11 protein-coding genes are annotated in these 22,845 nt (G+C 42.8%); 7 read left to right on the top strand and 4 right to left on the bottom strand.

The genetic code is table 11. From position 1 onward, the window contains the following. Positions 1 to 45: 45 nt before the first annotated feature. From HMPREF9145_RS05625 to HMPREF9145_RS14120, 3 genes are all read right to left on the bottom strand, one after another. Positions 46 to 1,749: a RagB/SusD family nutrient uptake outer membrane protein gene (locus tag HMPREF9145_RS05625; RefSeq protein ID WP_021825403.1), complete on the bottom strand. Its 1,704-nt coding sequence runs from the start codon at positions 1,747 to 1,749 to the stop codon at positions 46 to 48. Positions 1,750 to 1,761: 12 nt separating this feature from the next. Further along, positions 1,762 to 4,944 (bottom strand): SusC/RagA family TonB-linked outer membrane protein, encoded by a 3,183-nt coding sequence (locus tag HMPREF9145_RS05630; RefSeq protein ID WP_036906768.1) that lies wholly within the window; start codon positions 4,942 to 4,944, stop codon positions 1,762 to 1,764. A 681-nt stretch (positions 4,945 to 5,625) separates the two neighbouring features. Then, positions 5,626 to 5,754, bottom strand: a complete 129-nt coding sequence (locus HMPREF9145_RS14120) for a hypothetical protein (protein ID WP_081697698.1) — start codon at positions 5,752 to 5,754, stop codon at positions 5,626 to 5,628. Between the two features lie 524 nt (positions 5,755 to 6,278). On the opposite strand from HMPREF9145_RS14120, the gene HMPREF9145_RS05635 reads away from it, so the two are divergent. Together HMPREF9145_RS05635 and HMPREF9145_RS05640 are read left to right on the top strand one after the other, a co-directional pair. After that, entirely contained in the window at positions 6,279 to 7,763 is a 1,485-nt protein-coding gene (locus tag HMPREF9145_RS05635; protein WP_231369763.1) for a sulfatase, read from the top strand. A gap of 94 nt (positions 7,764 to 7,857) precedes the next feature. Continuing rightward, entirely contained in the window at positions 7,858 to 9,039 is a 1,182-nt protein-coding gene (locus tag HMPREF9145_RS05640; protein WP_021825388.1) for an anaerobic sulfatase-maturation protein, read from the top strand. A 49-nt stretch (positions 9,040 to 9,088) separates the two neighbouring features. Here HMPREF9145_RS05640 and HMPREF9145_RS05645 read toward each other — a convergent pair whose 3' ends face one another. Beyond that, positions 9,089 to 13,048, bottom strand: coding sequence for a hybrid sensor histidine kinase/response regulator transcription factor (locus tag HMPREF9145_RS05645; protein WP_196809750.1), 3,960 nt, complete (start codon positions 13,046 to 13,048; stop codon positions 9,089 to 9,091). Between the two features lie 305 nt (positions 13,049 to 13,353). Here HMPREF9145_RS05645 and HMPREF9145_RS05650 point away from each other — a divergent pair, with 305 nt between their 5' ends. From HMPREF9145_RS05650 to HMPREF9145_RS05670, 5 genes are all read left to right on the top strand, one after another. Continuing rightward, positions 13,354 to 14,451: a phosphotransferase enzyme family protein gene (locus HMPREF9145_RS05650; protein ID WP_021825375.1), complete on the top strand. Its 1,098-nt coding sequence runs from the start codon at positions 13,354 to 13,356 to the stop codon at positions 14,449 to 14,451. A 768-nt stretch (positions 14,452 to 15,219) separates the two neighbouring features. After that, positions 15,220 to 16,557 carry an IPT/TIG domain-containing protein gene (locus tag HMPREF9145_RS05655; RefSeq protein ID WP_231369760.1) on the top strand — a complete coding sequence of 446 codons (1,338 nt, stop codon included), beginning with the start codon at positions 15,220 to 15,222 and terminating at the stop codon, positions 16,555 to 16,557. Between the two features lie 44 nt (positions 16,558 to 16,601). Next, entirely contained in the window at positions 16,602 to 19,682 is a 3,081-nt protein-coding gene (locus HMPREF9145_RS05660) for a SusC/RagA family TonB-linked outer membrane protein (RefSeq protein WP_021825402.1), read from the top strand. Between the two features lie 32 nt (positions 19,683 to 19,714). Further along, complete coding sequence (locus HMPREF9145_RS05665; RefSeq protein ID WP_021825382.1) at positions 19,715 to 21,682, top strand: RagB/SusD family nutrient uptake outer membrane protein; 1,968 nt, start codon at positions 19,715 to 19,717, stop codon at positions 21,680 to 21,682. A 132-nt stretch (positions 21,683 to 21,814) separates the two neighbouring features. Further along, the gene (locus HMPREF9145_RS05670; RefSeq protein WP_036906808.1) at positions 21,815 to 22,696 is read left to right on the top strand and encodes a BT_3044 domain-containing protein; all 882 of its coding nucleotides are present in this window, start codon (positions 21,815 to 21,817) and stop codon (positions 22,694 to 22,696) included. Positions 22,697 to 22,845 lie beyond the last annotated feature (149 nt).

A 22,845-nucleotide genomic window follows, 5' to 3' on the forward strand; every position in this document is an offset into this window, starting at 1 on the left:
CACATCTCTCGGGAATCATCATTCATGTACATATATAACCTAAAACTACCAATCTTGGTTCTGCGTAAGGTTGCCGTTCTTTTCTATTTCGTCGGCAGGTATCGGCCAAAGATAGTCTCGTTTTGTCACAGAACGTGTGTAACGAGGCTTTCCTGTGATATCTTTTTCCTCACGTTTATTAAGAGTTTCCAACATGTTCCAACGTTTTAAGTCACTGAAACTCCAGCCTTCTCCCGCCAATTCTACAGCTCTTTCATGACGTATTCTGCTGAAAACTTCATCCTTAGTTGTAGCATTTAAATAGGTGGGACCACTGTTGATGGCTGGCATTTCAACCCCTTTTCGTGCACGAACTTGGTTGATTAGTGCCACAGCTTCAGTCTGATTGCCCAATTCATTCTGGCATTCCGCCATCATTAATAGTACATCTGCATAGCGGATTAGAGGGAAGTTGATAGGTGTATCCGCTCTATTGTTGATACCACCTCCCATATTTCCTTCGGGAACGAACTTGCGCCAGAGGTATGTTTCGTAGTTCTGATTGACACGAATATAGCCTTTTCCGCTCATGATTGAAGGCGCAATAACAAATTCACAGTCTTCAATTGCGTTGGCATACCAGCCAGTATAGCGCGTGTAAGGCAAGATAACAGTCATATTCATGCGTGGATCTCGCTCCTGATACATTTGTAAGAGCTTTGCCTTTGCTTCTGGATAAGCTTTCACTTTGCCCTTTTCGAGGGTAGAACGGAACGTCTTTATCTTAATGTTGTTATTCGTTTTAATGCCTGGGAACCAATCATCCCAGTCGAAAGGGCGCCCATCTTTGTACTCGTAAGTATCCACAAAATGAGGTGAAACCATTACATTGTTCCAACAACTCCCAAAAGATTCCCTCGTACCCATATAGAAACACATCGGCATTCCATGGTCCGTTCCGACGCCACCCATGTTTTGTATGGCGAAGATCATCTCCGAACTTTCGTCTCCTCCGGGCTTAAACAGGTCGGCATAATTGTCATATAACGCATACTTTCCTGACGAAATAACTTGTTGGAAGCAGTCTTTTGCATGCTGATAGTCCTTTGCATAGAGATAGACTTTACCCATCTGAGCCAATGCTGCGTATTTCGTTGCACGCCCATAATTAGCTTTATCCCACGCTTCGGGAAGCTTATCAGCGGCTTCTTTGAGGTCTTTGAGGATGAAAGCACGCACATTTTCAATGCTCTCTCGCTTGTTTTTCATCTCACTATAGCTTTCACTTACGATGACACTCTCGTCATATAGGGGCACACCTCCAAAGAAATCCATCAGCGTAAAGTAGTATAAGGCACGCATAAACTTAGCTTCTGCCTTATATTGTACTTTCAATTCATCGCTCATTTGGCAGCGATCTACATTTTGAAGTACACCATTTGCGCGTGCGATTCCTTCGTAAAGGTTTTGCCATTTCCCTAACACGCGACCATTCTTTACGTCATAAGTGCCTCTCTGTATAGTCTGATAAGACTGCGGATCATATCCCATTGCGATGCCACCTAAGCCATCCATGGCGAATTGTAGACCGAAAACGTCTTCCTTTTGCATTTGATTGTAGACGGCCATCATAGCCTCTTTAGCATGTTCTTCATTACGATAGAACTTCTCATTACTAAGCTGATCGCCTGGGAAACGATTCAAATCATAACAGCTTGACAATGATAATGTCATTGCAAATGCAACGAATGATATATATTTTAGTTTCATGTTTGCTTATATTTAGAATGATACATTCAGACCAATTACAGCTTGTTTCATTGAGGGATAAGCCATTCCACTAACTTCTGGGTCAAATCCTTTGTACTTAGTAAAGGTGAAGAAGTTCTCCAAACTGCCGTAAATGCGTACTCTTTCAATGTTAAGTTTCATCGTTAATGCCTTAGGAAGCGTGTAGCCTAATTGCACATTGCGAATCTTTAAGAAGCTTTTGTTCTCTAAATAAAAGTCACTTAACTTCGTGTTTTGCTCGTCCTGATAGTCTACAAGACGTGGATAGGTGGCGTCAGTACGGCCTTCTACCCATCTGCCATCAGCGACTTTTTTGTTGATTTGATATCCAAATCTCACGGTAGGAGTATTATATGCCGCGTGCTGCCAATAGACTTTAGCTCCGAAAGCGCCTTGAATCAGCGCTGAAAAATCAAAGCCTTTCCACGCCATATTAAGGTTTACACCCATCATAAACTTAGGATTCGGCCCATCACTAACTATCTCTTTGTCGTTGTTGTCAATGACACCATCACCATTTACGTCCTTATAAAGCAGGTCACCCTTCTTTGGTGTGCCGAAGGCGGCAAACGGATTAAGTTTCTTTCCGTCTGCACCTGTGGGGGCATTATCAATGATTTGCTGAACGCGTTGCATGTCTTCATCTGTTTGAAGCAAGCGGTCAACGCGCAAAAGATATTGAGAATTGATGCTATGTCCTTCCCAAATGAGGTTCGCTCCGTTAATAGCCATGCCACCTTTATCGGTTCCTTTGAACTTGTTTACTTTGTTCTTGATATATGTAAAGTTTGCCGTTGCGCCATAGCTAAAGCCATTCACCTGGTCTTGCCAACCCAAAGTGAACTCCAATCCATGGTTTGTCACAGTGGCACTATTAACCTTTGGTAAGCTCGTTGTACCATGAACAGCTGGTGCCGGCAAGTCAATGAGGATGTCAGTTGTACGTTTATTGAAATAATCTAAAGTTCCAGTAAGGCGATTATTGAACCATCCGAAGTCCAAACCAACGTCAAATACCTTAGTGCTTTCCCATGAAAGTAGGCTGTTGGCCAAGGCTATTTGCGCCATACCTGTTACCATAGTGTTGCCTAAAACATAGTTTAATTCACCCTTATTACTCGTGTAAAGTGACTGTGAAGCATAGTTACCCACGTTATTGTTTCCAAGAGAACCATAGGAAACGCGAAGCTTAAGATTGCTCAACTTGCCATTAAACGCACCCTCCATAAACTTCTCTTGGTCCATGCGCCAAGCCGCAGAGAGTGATGGAAAGTATCCCCATCGCTTGTTTTTCAAGAAGCGTGACGACCCATCGGCCCTGAGATTGAACTCTAATAGATAACGATCTTGCCAGTTAAGGTTTAGTCGACTGAAGACAGAACGCATGGCCCATTCTGATATTCCGCCATTAGCGCTGGCCTGACCTGTGGCACCATCAAGCACACTCATGCCCAAATCAATCATGTCTTGCTTTGTAACATGAAGATTCTTTGCCCGATATAGTTCCTGACTTGCACCGAGCATATAGTCTAAAGTGAGGCTGTTCTTGAAGAACTTATGGTGATATCTCAACACAGCATCATTGAAATAACGTTCTATTTTGTTATTTTCATTGGTGATGTTAAACTTTGTTTTGGTGGTATAAGTGACTTGATCGGTCAGGAAGTTCCAGCCTTCTAACAACACGGGTTTACGCATGATGTCTTCGTCAACCAATTCATACGAATAGCTCAAAGCAAGCGAAAGTCCTTTCAAAGGCTTAATCGTTGCAAGGAAACGAGGGTGGAAATTGTTCTTACGATCAGTGCCATCCCATTTAAATGCGCGTATCAATGGGTTGTTGTTTGCACTTTGTGCCGCGTCTTCATCATTGTTCATAGCGCCAAATCTGCCATCGGGTGCACGGAAAACCATGCCTGGTGTCGTTGCAGAAGTATAGGTAAAGACGTTTGAAATCTCATGATATCCCGGCTGCATATCTGATACATACCCGCTCACTTGAATGCCGATGTTCAACCATTTGGCTACGTCGGCGTCGAGATTCAGGCGGCCATTATACTTTGTAAAGCCTGAATTATACATCACACCAGGATTATTCATGAAGCCAAATGAACCATAGAAGCGTATCTTATCAGAGCCTCCAGAAACCGAAATGACATGATTTGTTGAGGCTGAGCATTTGAAAGTCTCATCAATCCAGTCGGTATTAGGATATTTTAGAGGGTTTTTCCCTGCGTCATTACGCCAAGCATCAATCATCTTTTGACTGTACAAAGCCTTCTTTCCGCTATTCGTGTAGCCCTCGTTAATTAGCTCCATGTAGTCAGCATAATTGGAAACAGGAGTCATTGTCTTGCGAATCGACTCGAAAGAAACATAACCATTGTAGTCCACTTTAATCTTCCCACTCGCTCCTGTCTTAGTAGTGATGAGCACAACTCCATTAGCTGCCCGTGAGCCATATATGGCAGCAGAGGCTGCATCCTTTAGAATTGAGATAGATTCTATGTCTTGTGGGTTCACCGTATTAATGCCGGCTTCCGACCCATCGATAATAATCAGGGGCGCAGATGAGTTTAATGTGCCCTGACCTCGCACCAAAATAGAAGCATTATCGTCTCCCGGTCGGTTGTGATTAGAGGTTACTGAGACTCCGGCGGCTAAGCCCGCAAGTGCTTGAGAGACATTAGTTAGAGGACGACTCTCGGCAAGTTTCGACACGTTTATAGACGAAACAGCGCCTGTCATGTTTACTTTCTTCTGGGTACCATAGCCTACTACGACGACCTCATTAAGCAGTTTGTTGTCTTCTGCCAATGTAATCGTTACCGATTTTCTGCCTCGTAGTTTCACCTCTTGCGTCGTATAACCAATGTTCGACACAATAAGTGTGGCATCAGCCGACTTCACTTTTAGTACAAATTGGCCGTTAAGGTCGGTCACACAGCCATTGGTTGTTCCCTTTTCCAACACAGTTACGCCAATCATCGGCCCCATGTTGTCAGACACACTACCTGTGATAGTCACCTGATCTTGTGCTACTGACGACGGCATTCCACTCTTATCAGCGGTCCAAACCCTACCATCGTGCGCGTGAACTGACATAGAAGTCAGGGCAAGCGACGTACAGAATAGGGCTTTTTTCCAAGCTACTTTGCTGCTTTTAATTCTCATAAAGTATATAATTGTTAGGTTGATTAGTCAAGGAAATCTGATAGATTATCACAGGTTTTCAGTCGCAAATATAGTGGTTTTACAATGAATATTATAGTAAAATAGTTCAAAAAAAGTTCAATTCCGTACAGAAAGAATAGTTTTATCCCGTTTTCTCATGCCATGATTCAATTTTTATTGCAGTTCCCTCCGAATGACTTCATTCAACGCCTTCTTGTGAAGTAGATTATCAAGTGATTTGCTCCATATTTTAAAAAGGTGGAGATTACATGGCTTTTTACGCCATTCTAAACCATGACGTCATGGTGATTTAAGAGGGAAAACACAATCACCATGACATTATTTCTCTGCAATCGATAATAATTTTATATTTATCGAAGTGGCAACGCTGTAAGCGTTGCATCGTTATGACATTCACCATGGGCGATGTGTTCATGGGAATGTTGACATATTTTGCTATTTATTTATTCGTATTTTGGTATTAATTGTATTATAAAATGAAAATTTCAACGCCGTAGGTGTTGCGCTTTTGATAGCCCAGGGTTGCCAAACGATAGTGCAGGCTACCCTGGGTTAGCGTATGGTTTGCGAGGAACAACGCCGTAGGTGTTGTGCTTTTTCGGCGTTATCCGCCATAAAATGTTTCATAGTAAGCGTGCCTTCACAGAAAAAGCTCAACACCTACGGCGTTGAATCTCCTTGCGAACGTTTCTCCGGGGTAGGCTCGTTCCTCGCCAACCCCGGGCTATCAAAAGAACAACTCGTACCGAGTTGCGTGGTGAGAATATTCATGGTGGCGGATACATTCATTGAAATGTTGGCATAAACCTACATTGTTGTATCGTTACAACATACATCATGGCAGATATATTCATTGGGATATTAACACAATATCTTTGGCATTGTGTATTAGGATATTTGTAGCCGCAAATGGGTTAATTAGGGGTGATGACATTGTTGATAATTAATGGTAAAATGGTTTGGGGCATTTCATCGTATAAAGTGAGGCATTTTACACAACGATTTGCGTCATTTCACCGAGTAATCTGCGTCATTTCATGCGGTGAACTGCCTGAGATTATAATTAAAAATGTTTCATTTGTTAAATCCGTTCATTTTGATTACAAAATCGTTCAAAAGTATATTACTTGTTGGTTACCTTGCTTTTTTTGTGTTATCTTTGTAGAGTCGTAAGACAAAACGATAAAACAGAAAATCAAAATCAATAGACTTTAAATCCTATACTCCTTCAAATGAAAACCTCATCTTCTACAAATCTCTGCCGCTATTCCGTTGCTTTATCTGGTGTTTTCTTTGCCTTTGGCTCATCGGTAATGGCGAAAGACGATGCTTCGGAACGTCCAAACATCATCCTTTTTATGGTAGATGACATGGGCTGGCAAGACACTTCGCTTCCCTTTTGGACGCAACGCACCATGTATAATGACCGATATGAGACCCCTAATATGGAGCGACTTGCATCGCAAGGTATGTTGTTTCGTCAGGCCTATGCATGTCCAATTAGCTCGCCAAGTCGCTGTAGTTTGATGACGGGTAGTAATGCAGCGCGCCATAAAGTGACTAATTGGACGTTGGAAAAGAACGTGTCAACAGACCTCAAAGACAGTCTTTTGACCTTGCCAGATTGGAACTATAACGGCATCAGTAGAGTGGAAGGAGAGCGCAATACGTATCGCGCGACGTCGTTTGTCAACCTGCTTCAGGCTGCCGGTTACCACACTATACACTGCGGAAAGGCTCATTGGGGTGCACGAAATACGCCTGGCGAGAACCCCACGCATTGGGGATTTGAGGTCAATATCGCGGGAAGTGCGATAGGAGGACCTGCTACTTACCTTAGTGAACGATGCTATGGGAATGCGGAAAACAATGGAAAGAGTCACCGAATGGCTATTCCGGGACTGGATAATTACTGGCATTCGGGCGTGTTTCTCACTGAAGCTTTGACGCGAGAAGCACTCAAATCATTAGATCAAGCCAAGCAATATCATCAGCCATTCTACCTCTATATGTCTCATTATGCGGTGCATATTCCCGTAGATAGAGACCCTCGTTATTATGCGAAATACCTCAAAAAGGGACTTAGTGAGAAGGAAGCGGCCTATGCTTCTCTTGTGGAAGGGATGGATAAAAGCCTTGGAGATATCCTCGATTGGTTAGATAACAACGATGAAACTCGACGCACTATAGTCATCTTTATGAGTGATAATGGAGGCTATGCAACAGGGAAACAGTGGCGTGATGAGCCGCTTTTTACGCAGAATTATCCGTTAAAGTCGGGCAAAGGTTCTATGTATGAAGGAGGTATTCGCGAGCCAATGATCGTGCGATGGCCTGGAGTTGTGAAGCCAAAGAGCGTGTGTTCACAATATGTTATGATAGAAGATTACTTCCCAACGCTACTCGAATTAGCCGGTGTTAAGCATTATAAGGTGCCGCAAAAGGTTGATGGTAAGAGCTTTGTTCCATTGTTGAAAGGAAGCGGAGACCCTTCACGTGGTCGACTGTTAGTGTGGAATTACCCTAATGTTTGGGGCAATACAGGCCCTGGAATCAGTCTGAACTGCGCTGCACGAGAGGGCTCTTGGAAGCTCATTTATAACTATAAGACGCATAAAAAAGAGCTTTATGATATCCCAAATGATATTGGAGAAGCCCATGATTTGGCTGAAAAGTATCCGTTGATAGTGCGGAAACTATCGTCAAAGCTTGGGCGATATCTTCGTAAAGTCAATGCACAGAGGCCATCAGTAAAGGCTACTGGCGAGCCATGTCCATGGCCAGATGAGGTTAAATAAAGGCGGATGAAGGGGTGAAATGTTTGCATATAACGCATTTTTTTAGTATCATTGCACCCTCGGAAAATATCTTTCAGCATTTAAATTGAAATCTATGGCCACTATATCTCCTTTTGCTCGTCCGCTATATGTAATGTTAAAACCCGTTGGAGCGGCTTGTAACTTGGCGTGTGATTACTGCTATTATCTTGAAAAGTCAAATCTTTATAAGCAGCAATCGCATCGAATCATGACGGATGAACTATTGGAACGCTTCATCAAAGAATACATTGAAGCGCAAACAATGAATGAAGTGCTCTTCACTTGGCATGGTGGTGAGCCGACACTTCGACCGCTTTCGTTCTATCAAAAGGCTGTAGCCTTGCAACAAAAATATGCTCGTGGTCGCCGAATTGATAATGCTTTGCAAACCAATGGCACTTTGTTGACCGACGAATGGTGCCGTTTTCTCAAGGCAAACAATTGGCTTGTAGGCATCTCTATCGATGGACCTGCTGAGTTTCATGACCGATATCGTCGTGATAATCGTGGCAATCCATCGTTTGAAAAGGTGATGAATGGCATACGATTACTACAAAAACACGGCGTGGAATGGAATGCAATGGCCGTTGTCAACCGCTATAATGCCGACCATCCAAAGGCATTTTACGACTTCTTTAAACGTATAAACTGCCAGTTTATTCAGTTTGCTCCCATCGTGGAACGCATCATGCCACACGACGACGGACGCCATCTTGCGGCCTTGGGTGAGGCTGCCGGTGAGATGGTTTCAGACACTTCGGTCACTCCCGAGCAATGGGGTAGCTTCCTTTGTGGCATCTTTGATGAGTGGAAAAAGGCCGATATAGGTAAGGTTTTCGTTCAAATCTTCGACAGTATGCTGGCAAATTGGGTTGGTGTTATGCCCGGAACGTGTATCTTTTCAAAGGAATGTGGCCACGCAGGTGTTATGGAATACAATGGAGATGTATACTCGTGTGACCACTTTGTCTTTCCCCAATACAAGTTAGGCAATATCTATCAGCACACGTTATTAGAGATGTTGTATGGTGAAAAGCAACGACATTTCAGCCAACTCAAGTATAATCGTCTTCCACGTCAGTGCAAAGAGTGTCGTTGGGCCTTTGCTTGTCATGGCGAATGTCCTAAGAATCGTTTCCTCAAAGACCGCTATGGGAATCCTGGCTTGAATTATCTTTGTGCGGGTTATCGCCGCTTTTTCGAGCATATTGCACCGACAATGGAAGAGATGAAGAAGCCTTTTATGACACGATAAAAGGCTCTTTCCTCTCTGAAAAGCGTAGGTTTTCGATTTAAAATAACGCTTATTCGCTTGTGTTTCGATAGGCCGAAGGTTGTTGTTGATAGCGGTCTTTGAAACATTTACAGAAATAACGCGGGCTGGAAAAGCCGTTTTTATAGCTTATTTCGGCTATACTTAGCTGGGGATTCTCGCGTAACATCTTTGCAGCTTTACGCAAACGCATCTGCATAATGAATTCGTTTGGCGTCTGACCTGTAAGTGTTTTCCACTTCGTAAATAGGCTTGTACGCGACAATCCCATTTCTCTTGCAAACACTTCTACGCTGAAATCCGAGCTCATATAATGTTTGTCTATGATGTCGATAGCTTTGTCTAACATTGCTTTGTCAAGCGGATTAGAGGCCAACATGTTTGCTTCGGTGTGAGGATGTTCACCAAATTTGTGTTGAAGTAGACGTCGGGAATTAATCAAGTTGTTGCATCTTGACACGAGAACCTCGTTGTTAAATGGTTTGGTGATATAGTCGTCAGCTCCTATTTTCAGTCCTTCGAGCTCTTGAGTCAAGGCAGTTTGTGCCGTCAAAAGAATCACAGGTATATGACAAATCGATAGGTCTTCCTTAATCATCTTACAGAGTTCTAAGCCTGAAAGATGAGGCATCAGCACATCACTGATAATGATATCGGGCATAACATCACGCGTAACTTCGAGCCCTTCGCGGCCGTCTACAGCCGTAACAGTGTGGAAGTAGGGGCTGAGTACAGTCACTAAGAGTTGCCGAATGTCGTCATTGTCTTCAACAATCAATATTGTTGCGTTTGCGGTTTGACGTATTTCATCGGGTGAAGTCATAGGAATTACCTCGTGATTTGACGCAGATTGTGCGGTAATTTGACGCATATTGTTTGCACACGAGATAGCCTTCTCTTGGGGAGTAGTGTTTACTTCGCTCTCATTAAAATGGTCTTTACCCAATGGTATGGCTACAGTGAACGTGGTTCCCTTGTTGATTTCCGACGTAACATGAATCGTTCCGTGATGTTGTTGCACAATGGTTTGTGTCAGGTTTAGGCCTATGCCCGTGCCAATTTCAGTCAAAGATTCAAACTCTTTCACCTGATAGAAGCAATCAAACACATGTTCAAGGTCGGCCTGGGCAATGCCTTTGCCCGAGTCAGCGACTTGAAGCAGGGCTTCGGTAGCCGTAGTTTGGGTTGTAACCACAATCGTTCCACCTTGTGGAGTGTATTTCAAAGCGTTAGCAATCAAGTTGTTCACCACCTTCTTCATTTGCTTTTGGTCTATCCAAACCATAGTGTCGGTAGTGGCATTCACGGTGAGTGAGATGTCTTTTGCATTGGCATATTCCTTAAACAGGCTGCAAATGGTTTTGACAAAGGCCGACCATTGTGTCTCTTCTACACAGAGTTTACCTTGTGTGTGCTCTTGTTTCTTGAAGTCAAGAAGTTCAGAAATGAGGTCGCGCAGTTGCTGACTGTTACGATAAATGCCTTGAAGTTTGTTGTGAATATCAGCAGCAAATCGTTGAGAATGTAGCAAAGCCTCCGACAATCCCATGATAACCGTGAGGGGAGTCCTTATCTCATGCGAGACATTTGTAAAGAAACGAAGCTTTGATTGGTTGCGTTCTTCAATGTCTTTCGCGTGTTGTTGTTCGTATTTTAACGATTCTGACAACTTGATTCGCTTGCGATAACTCCGCACCAGCCATATAATGATAAGCCCAGTCAATAGGATATAGCCGATGATGGCCCAGAAAGAGCGATACCATGGAGGGAGAATCTTGATTTGAAGTCGGGCAGAAGGTGTTGTTGTTCCTATGGGGCGAAGTTCTAAAGTGTATCGTCCTGAGGGGAGATTAAAGAAGTCTATCGTTCTTTGTCGCCTGCCAATGGGAAACCAATGATTAGAAGTGCCCGTCAAACGATATTCAAGTGGCTGTGTGTTGGCTTGGATATGATTGGATGATGCATATTCAATACTGATGACAGAGTGGTCATAATCGAGTTCAATCTCTTTGGTATTGTTCAGTGTTTTATCGAGGATATGCGTTGCATCTTGAGGCAAAACTTCTTGTCCATTGATATAAAGTCGGGTGAAACGGAGGGCAAAAGGCTTTGTCTTTTTGTGGAGATCGCACTCTTTAAAGGATACCATTCCGCGCACACCCCCAAGATATACCGTTCCCGATGGCGTCACATAAAGTGCATTTTCGTTGATTGTTGCGAGGGGAAAGCCGTTGTCTTTGTTGTAGTTTCTAAACGATTTATGGCGCAGATTGAATACCGAGAAGCCTTGATTCGTAATGAGTAGCAGTTCATTGTCAGATAAAGATGAGGGTGCAGTGGCATAAACGCAGTTGCCAATCAGCCCTTCTTGATGCCCATAATTAATGAATTGGTTGTGTTGTTCGTCATAAAGGTCGATGCCATCATTGGCCGTTGACAGCCAGATGCGGCCTTGACGATCCGTCATAATGTGGTTGATGTTGTTACAACTAAGGCTGCCTTTTGCCTGCGTTTGTTGGAAATGGCGGAATCTTTTAGTGGCAAAATGGTAGCAATAAACGCCACGCGATTCTGTGGCAACCCACAAACGGCCGCGTTTGTCAATGCAAAGCCCTTGCACATTGCGTAGCTTTTCTGATGCAAGTAGAGGCGTAAACGTGTCGGTTTCGGGGTCCATCATGGCGACACCTTCCTGAGTTGCCACAATCAAATGACGCCCATAAGGCTTGATATCCCTAACAATGTCTGAAGGAAGTGACTTCGGATTGGCGGGATTGTGCCTGTAAGTGCGACTTGTTTTGCCTGCAAGACTGATGCGATCGAGGCCTCCTAAGTGCGCGCCTACCCACATTGTGCGTCGTGATTTGTCAAAGAAGATAGCCTTTAAGTTGTTTTGTGTGAGTTCCACTCCAGGCAAAGGATAGCGTGAGAAGGCTTTAGTTTGGGGATGATAGATGTTTAATCCGCCGCCTTCTGTACATATCCAGAGGTTCCCTTTGTCGTCTTCTGTCATGCGACCCACTATCTGGCTGCTCAATCCTTGACTGCCTTTGTCGTGCAATCTGTATTGCGTGTAGATCTCATATTCAGGATTAAAGTAATTGATACCCCCAAAATAGGTTCCCAACCAGAGTGTTCCCTGCTTGTCTTTGATAATGCTCCAGATGCTGGAATTAGTCAAACTGTTTTCCCGATTGTCTGCAATGAACGTAGAAGCTTGGCCAGTTCGTGGATTATAACGCGTCAAACCGAGGTATGTTCCAATCCACATCATGCCTGAATTATCCTCACAAAACGCGCGAACAAAGTTTGAATTGAGCAACTTTCCCTTAGTGATGTTGGTGCATTTCCCTTGCCTATTGATGGTCCATAGCCCGTTATTCCAACTTCCTATCCATTGCGTTTGTGTGTGATCTTCATAGATTTGGGTGATGTTTCCTACCTGGATGGGGTGAGAAAGCTTGCCCGATGCAAGACAATATACTCCATTTCCGCGTGTGCCTATCCACATTCTGCCTCGCGAATCAATATTGATGCTCGTCACATGAGACTTTGTTGGCAACGTGAGATAAAGCTTGTTGCGCCGCGAATGGGGTTGATAGACCATGATTTTATGCCTATCACTGAAGAACAACTGCTTGTGATAGCATAGCGCTCCGACGTTATTGTCGATGAGAAGTGTTTTGAAACTTAACGTCGTTAAATCAAGTTGGGCGATTCCTTCAGCACAAAGCAGGTAGAGAAAGCGGTTGCCATCGCCCGTGACTTGTTTCACATTGTTGCAGAAAAGGCTGTTTTTGTTGCCCCTTTTATTGGCATATATGCGCAACTTATTACCGTCATAGCAGTTTAATCCCACGCGAGTTGCAATCCAAATGTTTCCATCTCGGTCGGCATATAGGCTATTTACTGAGATCTGGGAAAGCCCTTCATCGGGTGTAAGATGGTTAAACGCGATGTTTTGTGATAGACTTTCTGTCGTTGAAAGCATCAACAAAAGAAGAGAGAAAAGGAATCTTATCAGGTAGTTTACTACAGATTTCATGTCAGGCCAATATTAGTGTTGGTCAAAAAGATGTTAGTATCAACTATATTTCAATTGCAATATTCGGAAAAAAAAACGAGATATGCAAGAAAAAGAATAGCGAATTGTCACATGAAACGAGGTTAATGATGATTCCAATCGTTTGTGTTAAATAAAGCATATATAAGATAAAACTTTCTGTTTTGTTGAATAAAGTGAGAAGAATATACTACTTTTGCATTGTAATCTATATTGAATTTAACACTATTACTATGCAAAAAGAAGGCAAAACAAAACAAGAACAGATTCTTTTTAACTTTGAAATTGAAGGTAATCCGGTGGAGATTGTGCCATTAGGAAACGGACTTATCAACGATACTTACAAGGTAAATATGCCCGAAGGTGCGCCACATGACTATGTGCTTCAGCGCATTAACCATCATATTTTCACGGATGTTGAGTTGCTACAACATAATATTGAGGTGGTGACTCGGCACATTCGGAAGAAGTTAGAGGCTGCCGGTGAGCAGGATATTGATAGGAAAGTGCTGCACTTTGTACAGACTAAAGATGGTAAAACCTATCATAAGACGCCCGAAGGTGAGTTCTGGCGTGTTTCAGTTTATATCCCTCGGACACAGACTTACTCTCAAGTGACGCCGCAAAATGCTTATGATTGTGGACGAACCTTTGGTCGTTTCGAATCAATGCTTAGCGATGTAGACGAAGAACTGGGTGAAACGATACCCGACTTCCATAATATGGAGCTGAGAATCAGGCAGCTTCGTGAGGCAGTTAAGGCCGATGCAGCGGGTCGTTTGAATGAAGTTCAGCCCCTTGTAGACAAGATTGAGGAGCACGCGGAAGCCATGTGTCTTGGTGAAAGGCTTTATCGTGAGGGCAAACTCCCTAAACATCTCTGCCATTGTGATACGAAAGTAAACAACATGTTGTTTGATGAGAACGGACAAGTGCTTTGTGTTATCGACCTCGATACAGTCATGCCGAGCTTTGTTTTCTCTGATTATGGTGACTTCTTACGTACAGCTGCCAATGTGGTTCAAGAGGATGATCCCGATGTTTCGAAGGTAGCCTTGCACTGGGATGTTATTGAAAGCTTTACGAAGGGCTATGTTGAAGGAACAAAATCGTTTCTAACCGAGCGCGAACGTGACTTGCTTCCTTATGCAATGCGCCTCTTCCCATACATGCAATGCGTTCGTTTCTTGGCAGATTATCTAAATGGTGACACCTACTTTAAGACCACTCATGCCACTCATAACCTTGAAAGAGCGCGCAATCAATGGCGACTTTTCGAGCTAACGCTTGCCGGAAACGATCGTCTTGCACAATATATCAAGACGCTTTAACAGGCAAAGGGCAAAGCTAAATAAGTGATTGAAAGCCGCGTTACGGATGATTTCTTGAAGGAAAACGTAGCGGGGCTTTCAATCATTTTTGTTTATATTGCAGAGGATTGCAGGCAAACAAAGTCTTAAAATGAAGTTCGTTTGACAGCATTGTTTGATGAATGATTGTTTTCTTTGCATCTTCTTTTGTTGTTTTCACCTTATTATATTATAGCCTTTGATGTTTATCGATGTTATGTTTTGACTTTTGAAAAGCGTTTCTTATGCAGACATTGCGTCGTGTTTTCTTTCTTCTAATACGCTGTTACATCACGCTTTATGTTGTAATTTCCTAAGGTAGGTTTCATACCTCCTTTTGTTTCTTCCTCCCGATAGTTTGTTGTTGTTAAGAAGAATCGCTGTTGTCTGTTTCTAAAATAAGTCAAATCGTCTTGTAAAGTGTAACATATTGCAGGACAATTAGATGCATATTACCGTGTAAAGTCTATCAAATTGCAAGATGCTTAAATTCAAACTTTTTAGTGTTAAAAGACAATTTTCTTTGTAATTAATTTGGTGTTATAATACAATTTTCATATTTTTGCATTACCTAATCAATGTATAAAAACCTATAAATAACATAAACAGTGTAACTCTCTCTTAAGAACGACGCACTAAAGAACCAGAAATAGCGCTATAAAATCCCAAAAGAAATGTCTTGATGAACCATGTTTCATCAGTATGTAACAAACGCATTTAAGTTTAATACCTATTTAATATATGTCTAATATGATGTGCAAGTTGACAATGTCAACCTTCCTTTTCCTTGCAACAGGACTTTCGATAGGATTAGTTTCCTGTTCGGATGATTATCGTTATGAGGCACCAAAGATTAAGGGTGAAGCCTTTAATCGGAGTCTTCCCGTTGTAGTTTCGAAGATACTCCCTGATTCTGGTGGGTATCTTACACAGTTTGTAATTAATGGTTCGAACTTCGGCACCGACCCATCGAAGATAGAAGTAGTCTTCAATGGCAATCGAAAGGCAACCGTGGTGAGTTCAAATGGCACCACGTTGTATGGCATTTGTCCGAAGCAAGAGAATGGATTCAATAAGGTAACTGTGCGCGTTGACTCTGTGGGTGAGCCTGTAACGTGTCCTAACGACTTTAAGTATACCAAGGTAGAACGCGTGTCTGTATTGGCTGGAAAGACTGGAGCTGGAGGCTATGTAGATGGTAATCCCATTGATGCTCGCTTCAATTATATGTATGGTGTGGGCGTTGTTACAGGCAATAATGTCATTGTAATGGAAGGCCGAAACAATCGAGTTAGGATGATATCTGAAACAGATAATAAGGTGATTACATTGTTGGCAGGCGGTCCTAACTTTGGACATCCAGCCGTAAATAGTAGTCGTAAGCGACTATATGCAATCCAAATTCAGCAACCCCACGCTGTATATTGCTTCGATCAGACTAATAATTGGAGTGCAAAACGACTTGCAACGAGTCTTCAATACAAGGATGCTGCAGGGCAAACAAAGACAGTTGAGGGTGATATCTATGCCTGTGCATTGGATGACGAGGAAAAGTTCCTTTACTTCAGAGACCATCAAGGCCGCTTCGGTAGAATGGAATTAGCCGATCCCGACCATGTAGAAATCCTCAATGAGCATTGTGGTACTGTTGATAAGAATATCTCTTATCTGGTTTGGAGCAAGCTCGATAAATGCTTTTATATGACAGTTCAGAACGCGCATGGCGTGTATAAGATATCTAAAGATGGGCAAACCATAGAGCAGTTTGCTGGTTTCAATGGTGTTGGCTCAATGGATGGACCGCGAATGAGTGCCTCTTTCAGGAACCCAACTGGTATGGCCTTTGACGTTGATGGTAACATGTATATCACTGACTCCATGGGATTCACAATACGAAAGATTGGACATGCCGACGGAATGGTAACGACTGTGGCCGGCATTTACAACAAATCAGATAATAATAAGGTAGAAGGCTTACCATCAGAAGTAACATTTACCTATCCTTATGATATCTCTGCAGACGATGACGGCAACTTCTATATTATTGAAGGGTGGGGAAGTGACGTGCGTAAATTTGCCATAGAATAAGCGAAGAACCCTTATATCGTATTCTAATTCCTAAAAACAAAAAGATGAAACAGATAAAGATTATAATGCTCTTTGCAGTCATGCTGATCGCCACTTCAGCCTTTGCGCAGGGTAAATTCATGGTGGCTGGTACCGTCATGGACGAGAGTGGAGCTCCACTTATCGGTGTAACTGTAAAGTGTAATGACAAGAGTGTGAGTGGTGTAGTGACTGATCTTGATGGCAAATTCCGTGTGAAAGATATCCCCGGTAATGCGACTTTGGATTTCACTTACTTAGGATATAAGAAGTATTCTTATAAAGTAAATTACAATAAAGAAGGCTTAAAAGTCGTTCTGAAGCAAGATATTGGCGACCTTGATGAGGTAGTTGTCGTTGCAGCTGGTACGCAAAAGAAGGTTTCTATGACGGGAGCTATCACGACAGTAAAGCCAGAGAACCTTGATGTTCCAGCCACTTCAATTACTAATATGCTTGGCGGTAACGTCCCAGGCATAATAGCTGTGACGCGAAGTGGTGAACCTGGCAATGACTTTTCAGAGTTCTGGATCCGTGGTATCAGTACTTTCGGCGCTAATTCATCAGCACTTGTGCTCATAGATGGTATTGAAGGTAACCTTAATGACCTCGATGCATCAGATATCGAAAGCTTCTCTATCTTGAAAGATGCCTCTGCAACCGCTGTATATGGTGTGCGTGGTGCGAATGGTGTGATTGTTGTCACAACGAAAAGTGGTAAGGCTGGTAAGTTAAGAATTAACTTTAAGTCGAACTTTATCATGAGTGAGAATGGACGAGAACCAAAGTATTGCGATGCCTATACTTATGCAAAGTTGGCTAATGAAGCCCAGGTGGTGCGTGGAAATGATCCAAAATACACACCAACTGAACTTGAACTCTTCCGCACAGGGCTTGATCCTGACCTCTATCCTAACGTGAATTGGCGTGATGTTATCCTTAATAAACATGTATGGCAGAACCAAGAATTCCTCAGTATTGCAGGCGGAGGAACGGCTGCTCGCTATTATCTTTCGTTGAGTATCCTTAGTAAAGACGGCGTGTTTAAACAGGATAAATCCTGTCATGACTATAATACTAATGTAGGATATACTAAGTATTCGTTCCTCTCTAAGGTAGATGCTAACCTGACAAAGCGTACTACTTTGAGCCTAAAACTCAATCAAGTAATCGTGGATAATGACGGCCCTGGTCTTTCCGATAACAACACATTGTGGAGCGCTCAGGCTAATCTTACGCCCGTAACGATGCCAGTTAAGTATTCAAATGGTCAGCTTTCATCTTTTGGAAAGAATGGAGATCAGATCTCACCTTATGTTCAATTGAATGAAATGGGATACAAACAAAATCGTCGTTTGAATACAGATCTCTCCGTAAGTATAGACCAAAACCTTGACTTTATTACCAAAGGACTGAAAGTTCGCGGTATGTTCTCATACTCAGGTCAGTCAGAACATAACACAACGCATTTCAAAATGCCCGATGTTTACATTGCAAAAGGCCGCTATGGGGATGGCTCTTTACACACTGAAAGGACTATAGAGAAGAGGGATGAAAGCTATGGTCAGCAGGTAATCTTTAATAGAGATTACTATTGGGAGCTTAATAGTAGCTACAATCGGAAGTTTGGTGACCACTCATTGGGAGCGTTAATGATGTTCTATTTGCAAAGCAAGTCGTTCTCATTCAAGGATGGTAAGAATGTAGAATCAGTCATAGGATCTATCCCTTACCGTAATGAAGCACTGTCAGGTCGCGTTACTTATGGGTATAAAGATACTTATTTTACAGAGTTTAATCTTGGATATACGGGTTCAGAACAATTCCAAACAGGACACCGTTTCGGTTGGTTCCCGGCTATTTCTGGTGGTTGGATCCCCACACAATATAAGTGGGTACAGAAGAATTTGACTTGGTTAGATTACTTTAAGCTACGTGCTTCTTACGGACTTGTTGGTAATGATCGCATTGGTGGAACGAGATTCCCTTATATTACGACTATAACGGGGGCAGGAGCTGGCTGGAACAGTCTTTATCATTCTATCAGAGAAGGTCAAGTAGGCACTGATGGCTTGGTGTGGGAAAAGGCAAAGAAGCTCGATATTGGTATTGATGCACACCTCTTAAAAGGCATGCTTGAGTTCACCATTGATTACTTTAGAGACAACCGAACAGGTATTTTTCAACAGCGTGCAACTGTTCCTGACGAGATGGGATTAGAGTCTTTGCCTTGGGCAAACATTGGTTCGATGCAATCACATGGTATGGATGGTAACATCACCTTTACCAAAGACTGGAATCATGACTGGCGAACCACAATTCGAGGAAACTTTACTTATTCACGAAATAAGGTAACTAATTGGGAACAATCAGACATTCGTTATCCTTATCAGTCTTATACGGGCGTTCCTTATGGTGTTCAACGTGGTTTAATAGCACTTGGATTATTCCGCGATTGGGATGATGTTTATAGTTCACCTAAACAGAGTTATGAGGCAAAGGTATATCCTGGAGACATCAAATACAAGGATGTTAATAACGACGGAGTTATCAACGACGACGATATTGTACCGCTTTCATATTCCAATACACCTGAAATCCAGTATGGTTTTGCCGCAGAAGTGAAGTGGAAACGCCTTTCTGTGAGTGCATTGTTTGAGGGTACTGGCCACAGCACTTTCTTCTATGGAGGCACTGGTTTCTATCCATTTGCATGGGAAGCAACGGGAAATCTATTGACGATTGCAGCCGACCAAAATAACCGTTGGACGCCGCGCGAGTTCTCAGGAACGGCATCTACCGAGAATCCCGATGCTCGTTTCCCTCGTCTAACCTATGGAGAGAATCGCAATAACAACCGAGCTTCCACGTTCTGGTTAGCCAATAATCGTTATCTTCGCTTTAAGAACTTGACGATACGGTATTCATTTATCTACCCATGGCTTAACAAAACGTTGGGTATTTCAAATATAGATGCAAGCTTTATTGTTAATAACATCTGCACTTGGGATAACATTAAACTTTGGGATCCGGGGCAGGTGGCAAGCAATGGTGCGGCATATCCTATTCAGCGCACATACACTTTGCAATTTAATATAAGCTTCTAAATGAAACAACAATCTATTAATGACGAAATAATATGAAAACCAAACATATATTATTAGGGGTTGTTGCCTCGGTAACGCTCCTTCCGGCACTCTCTTCTTGCGATGATTTTCTCAACACAGATAAGTACTTTTACAACCAAACGAGTCTTGATTCTGTGTTCCAACGCAAGAGCCTTCTGATGCAATATCTTAATGCAGCATCGAGTTATCTGCCTGCAGACGATCAGTTATGGACTAATGCAAGTGTTCCGTTTAGCTTCTCTTCAGACGAAGCTTTCTGCTCATGGAAGGACGATAGGCACGCGGGAATATACTACGCAATGGGTGAGATTGATAAATACAAAGGCTATTTTGACGGCTGGGCTAACTACTATAAAGGCATCCGAAAGGCTTATATGATTCTTGAACGCATGAAGGAATGTCAGGACCTTTCAGAGACTGAACGCCGTGATATCGCTGGACAATGTCACTTCTTACTTGCACATTATTATTATTGTCTTGTCCGTCAATATGGTCCTGTGCCTTTGATTCCGAAGTCAATCCCTTCGAATGCCAGCGTAGAAGATATGACTTATCCGCGTGCAACCTATGATGAGTGCATCGCTTTCATAGCAAAAGAGTATGAAGAAGCGGCTCAAATGCTCGACACAGAACGCTCTTCTATTGAGACATATAAGGTGCCTACAGCTGGTGCTGCATTAGCTTTGGAGTCACGAGTACTGCTTGAAGCTGCCAGTCCTTGGTTCAATGGAAACAAGTATTACGTAGACTTTAAGCGACATACTGATGGTGTTCACTACTTCAATCAGACTTATGATGCAACGAAATGGGCTAAGGCTGCCGCTGTCTGTAAACGCATAATAGACACTGGAAAGTATGCTCTTTATACTGTTCCTGCAGACAGTAAAACACCTACTTTCCCTGCAAACGTCTCAACGGCAAACTTTCCCGACGGCATTGGAGGCATCGATCCGTTCCGCTCTTACAATGATATGTTTACCGGAGAAGAAAGTGGTTTCAATGTGTCTGAATTCATGTGGGCCAAAGAAGCATCGTGGGATCTCGTGTGGATCTCGTTCCCTGCCGTTGCAGGTGGAGGCAATGGACTCTGTGTTAGCCAAAATCTTGTCGACGCATATCGTATGCAAAACGGCATGGATATCAACGAACCTGGTAGTGGTTACCCTGATCCTTCTGAGGCATGGAAGCCTATTGGTGGCAATGGTAAGACCTTTTCAAACTATCAATTGAGTTCACAGGTGGCCAAAATGTATGATAATCGTGAGATGCGTTTCTATGCTTCAATCGTCTTTAACTATTGTTATCGCGAGGCAAGTTCCTATACTGGTACAGCCGCAAATAACAAAAACTTCTATCAAACGTTTTATAAGGACAGCCCATTTGGTGCTTGGTCTGACTATCCTAACGACAAATCGTTCTCTGGTTACAACTGTATTAAATACTGCCACCCATCAGATAAGCCCGGAAACGGAGGCACTGTGCGTAGTAAATACTTCCCTTTGATTCGCTATGCTGAGGTGCTTTTAAACTATGTTGAGGCTATGAATGAGATGGAAGGAAGCTATACTGACAACGAACATAACGTCACTGTGTCGCGTGATCCCGCTGAAATGGTGAAGTATTTCAACATGATTCGTTATCGTGCAGGCTTACCCGGTATCACACTTGCTGACGCTGCCAACAAGACGAAGATGCGCGAATTGATTAAGCGCGAACGTCAAGTGGAGTTTGCACTTGAAGGCCGTCGTTTCTACGATCTACGTCGTTGGGGCGAACTTCAGCGTACCATGGCCGACCCATTCATTGTGATGAATGTCGACGCGCGAAGCAATGAACCGCAGAAGTTCTATACAAGAACGGTAAGTTCTTACCAATATTCGCTCTTCAACATTACGAATAAGCAGTGTCTTTACCCCATCATGCAGAGACGAATTGACAAGAATCCTAACCTCGATCAAAACCCAGGATGGGAGAAATAAAGTCAAAGAATATCCTGTTATTATGCCTTTTGTTTGCTGGCCTGCCTTCATTTGTGGGCCAACGAATATGAAGAGGAAACATGATTTCAGGGAAAACATCTAATAATAACAAAGAATTTAAATGTAATGACAATGAAAAAGAATAATCTTTTCATATTCCTTATGCTCTCAACGGCTACCGCTTTTATCAGTTCTTGCGAACCTCAAAGCGACCCACTAACGCATGAACAGTATAAGAAAGAAGTCTATCTTGTCGGTGCGGCACAAGACATTCAAGACAAAGAAGTGGCATATAATGGCGATGGAAGCCTCTATGTGTCGGTTGCTATCGGTGGAACGCAGTTCCCAAGTGAGGATGTTCAGGTGACGATTGGACGCGCGAGTGACGACAAGATGAAGCTTTATAACTATAAAAACTTCTCGGCTGACGATGTGAAATATCAGACTTTGCCCGCCGATTGGTATGAGTTTCCGTCATTAACAGGCACAATCAAGGCCGGAGAAGCCTATTGTCGCATACCATTGAAGCTTAAAACAAACATGCTTCACCCTGATTCGCTTTATGTTATCCCACTAAAGGTGGTCTCAACCAATGCTTATTCTGCCGTGAATAAAGATACTGTGTTGCTGGTTCACCCCAAAATGGTTAACGATTACTCTGGAAGTTACACGTTTGAAGGGGCAACTTGGCAGATGATTAATGGGCAGAAAGATACTAATTCGGCTTCGGTCATCACCACTTTGCGTAATGCCACGGCATTAGATGCCTCTACTATCCGACTATTTAATAAGGTGGTAGCTGAAAAAATCGGTAATGTGGCAAGCTCAACATATAATATTCGTGTGAACAGCGATAACACTTTGACAATCACTCCCTATGATCAGCTTGGCATAACTGCAGGTGGTGGTACGTATGACCCTGTGAAAAAGTCGTTTAAGTTGTGGTATACAATTGAAGAAAATGGGCGTACCTACCGAACAGAGGCTACGCTAACAAGGTCAAATAAGTCTTGAATCTCACCGCTATTCATCTGAAACAATGATTTTTATTCATGGATGTGATTGCACACAAAGGCAAAAAGTTCACAATAAAACCGATGCAAGCATCTTATAAAATCTATATTTGTTTTGGATGAATGGCAGTAAATAATGTGCCTGTTATT

It is taken from the genome of Segatella salivae F0493 (genome assembly GCF_000477535.1).
GTDB lineage: Bacteria > Bacteroidota > Bacteroidia > Bacteroidales > Bacteroidaceae > Prevotella > Prevotella salivae.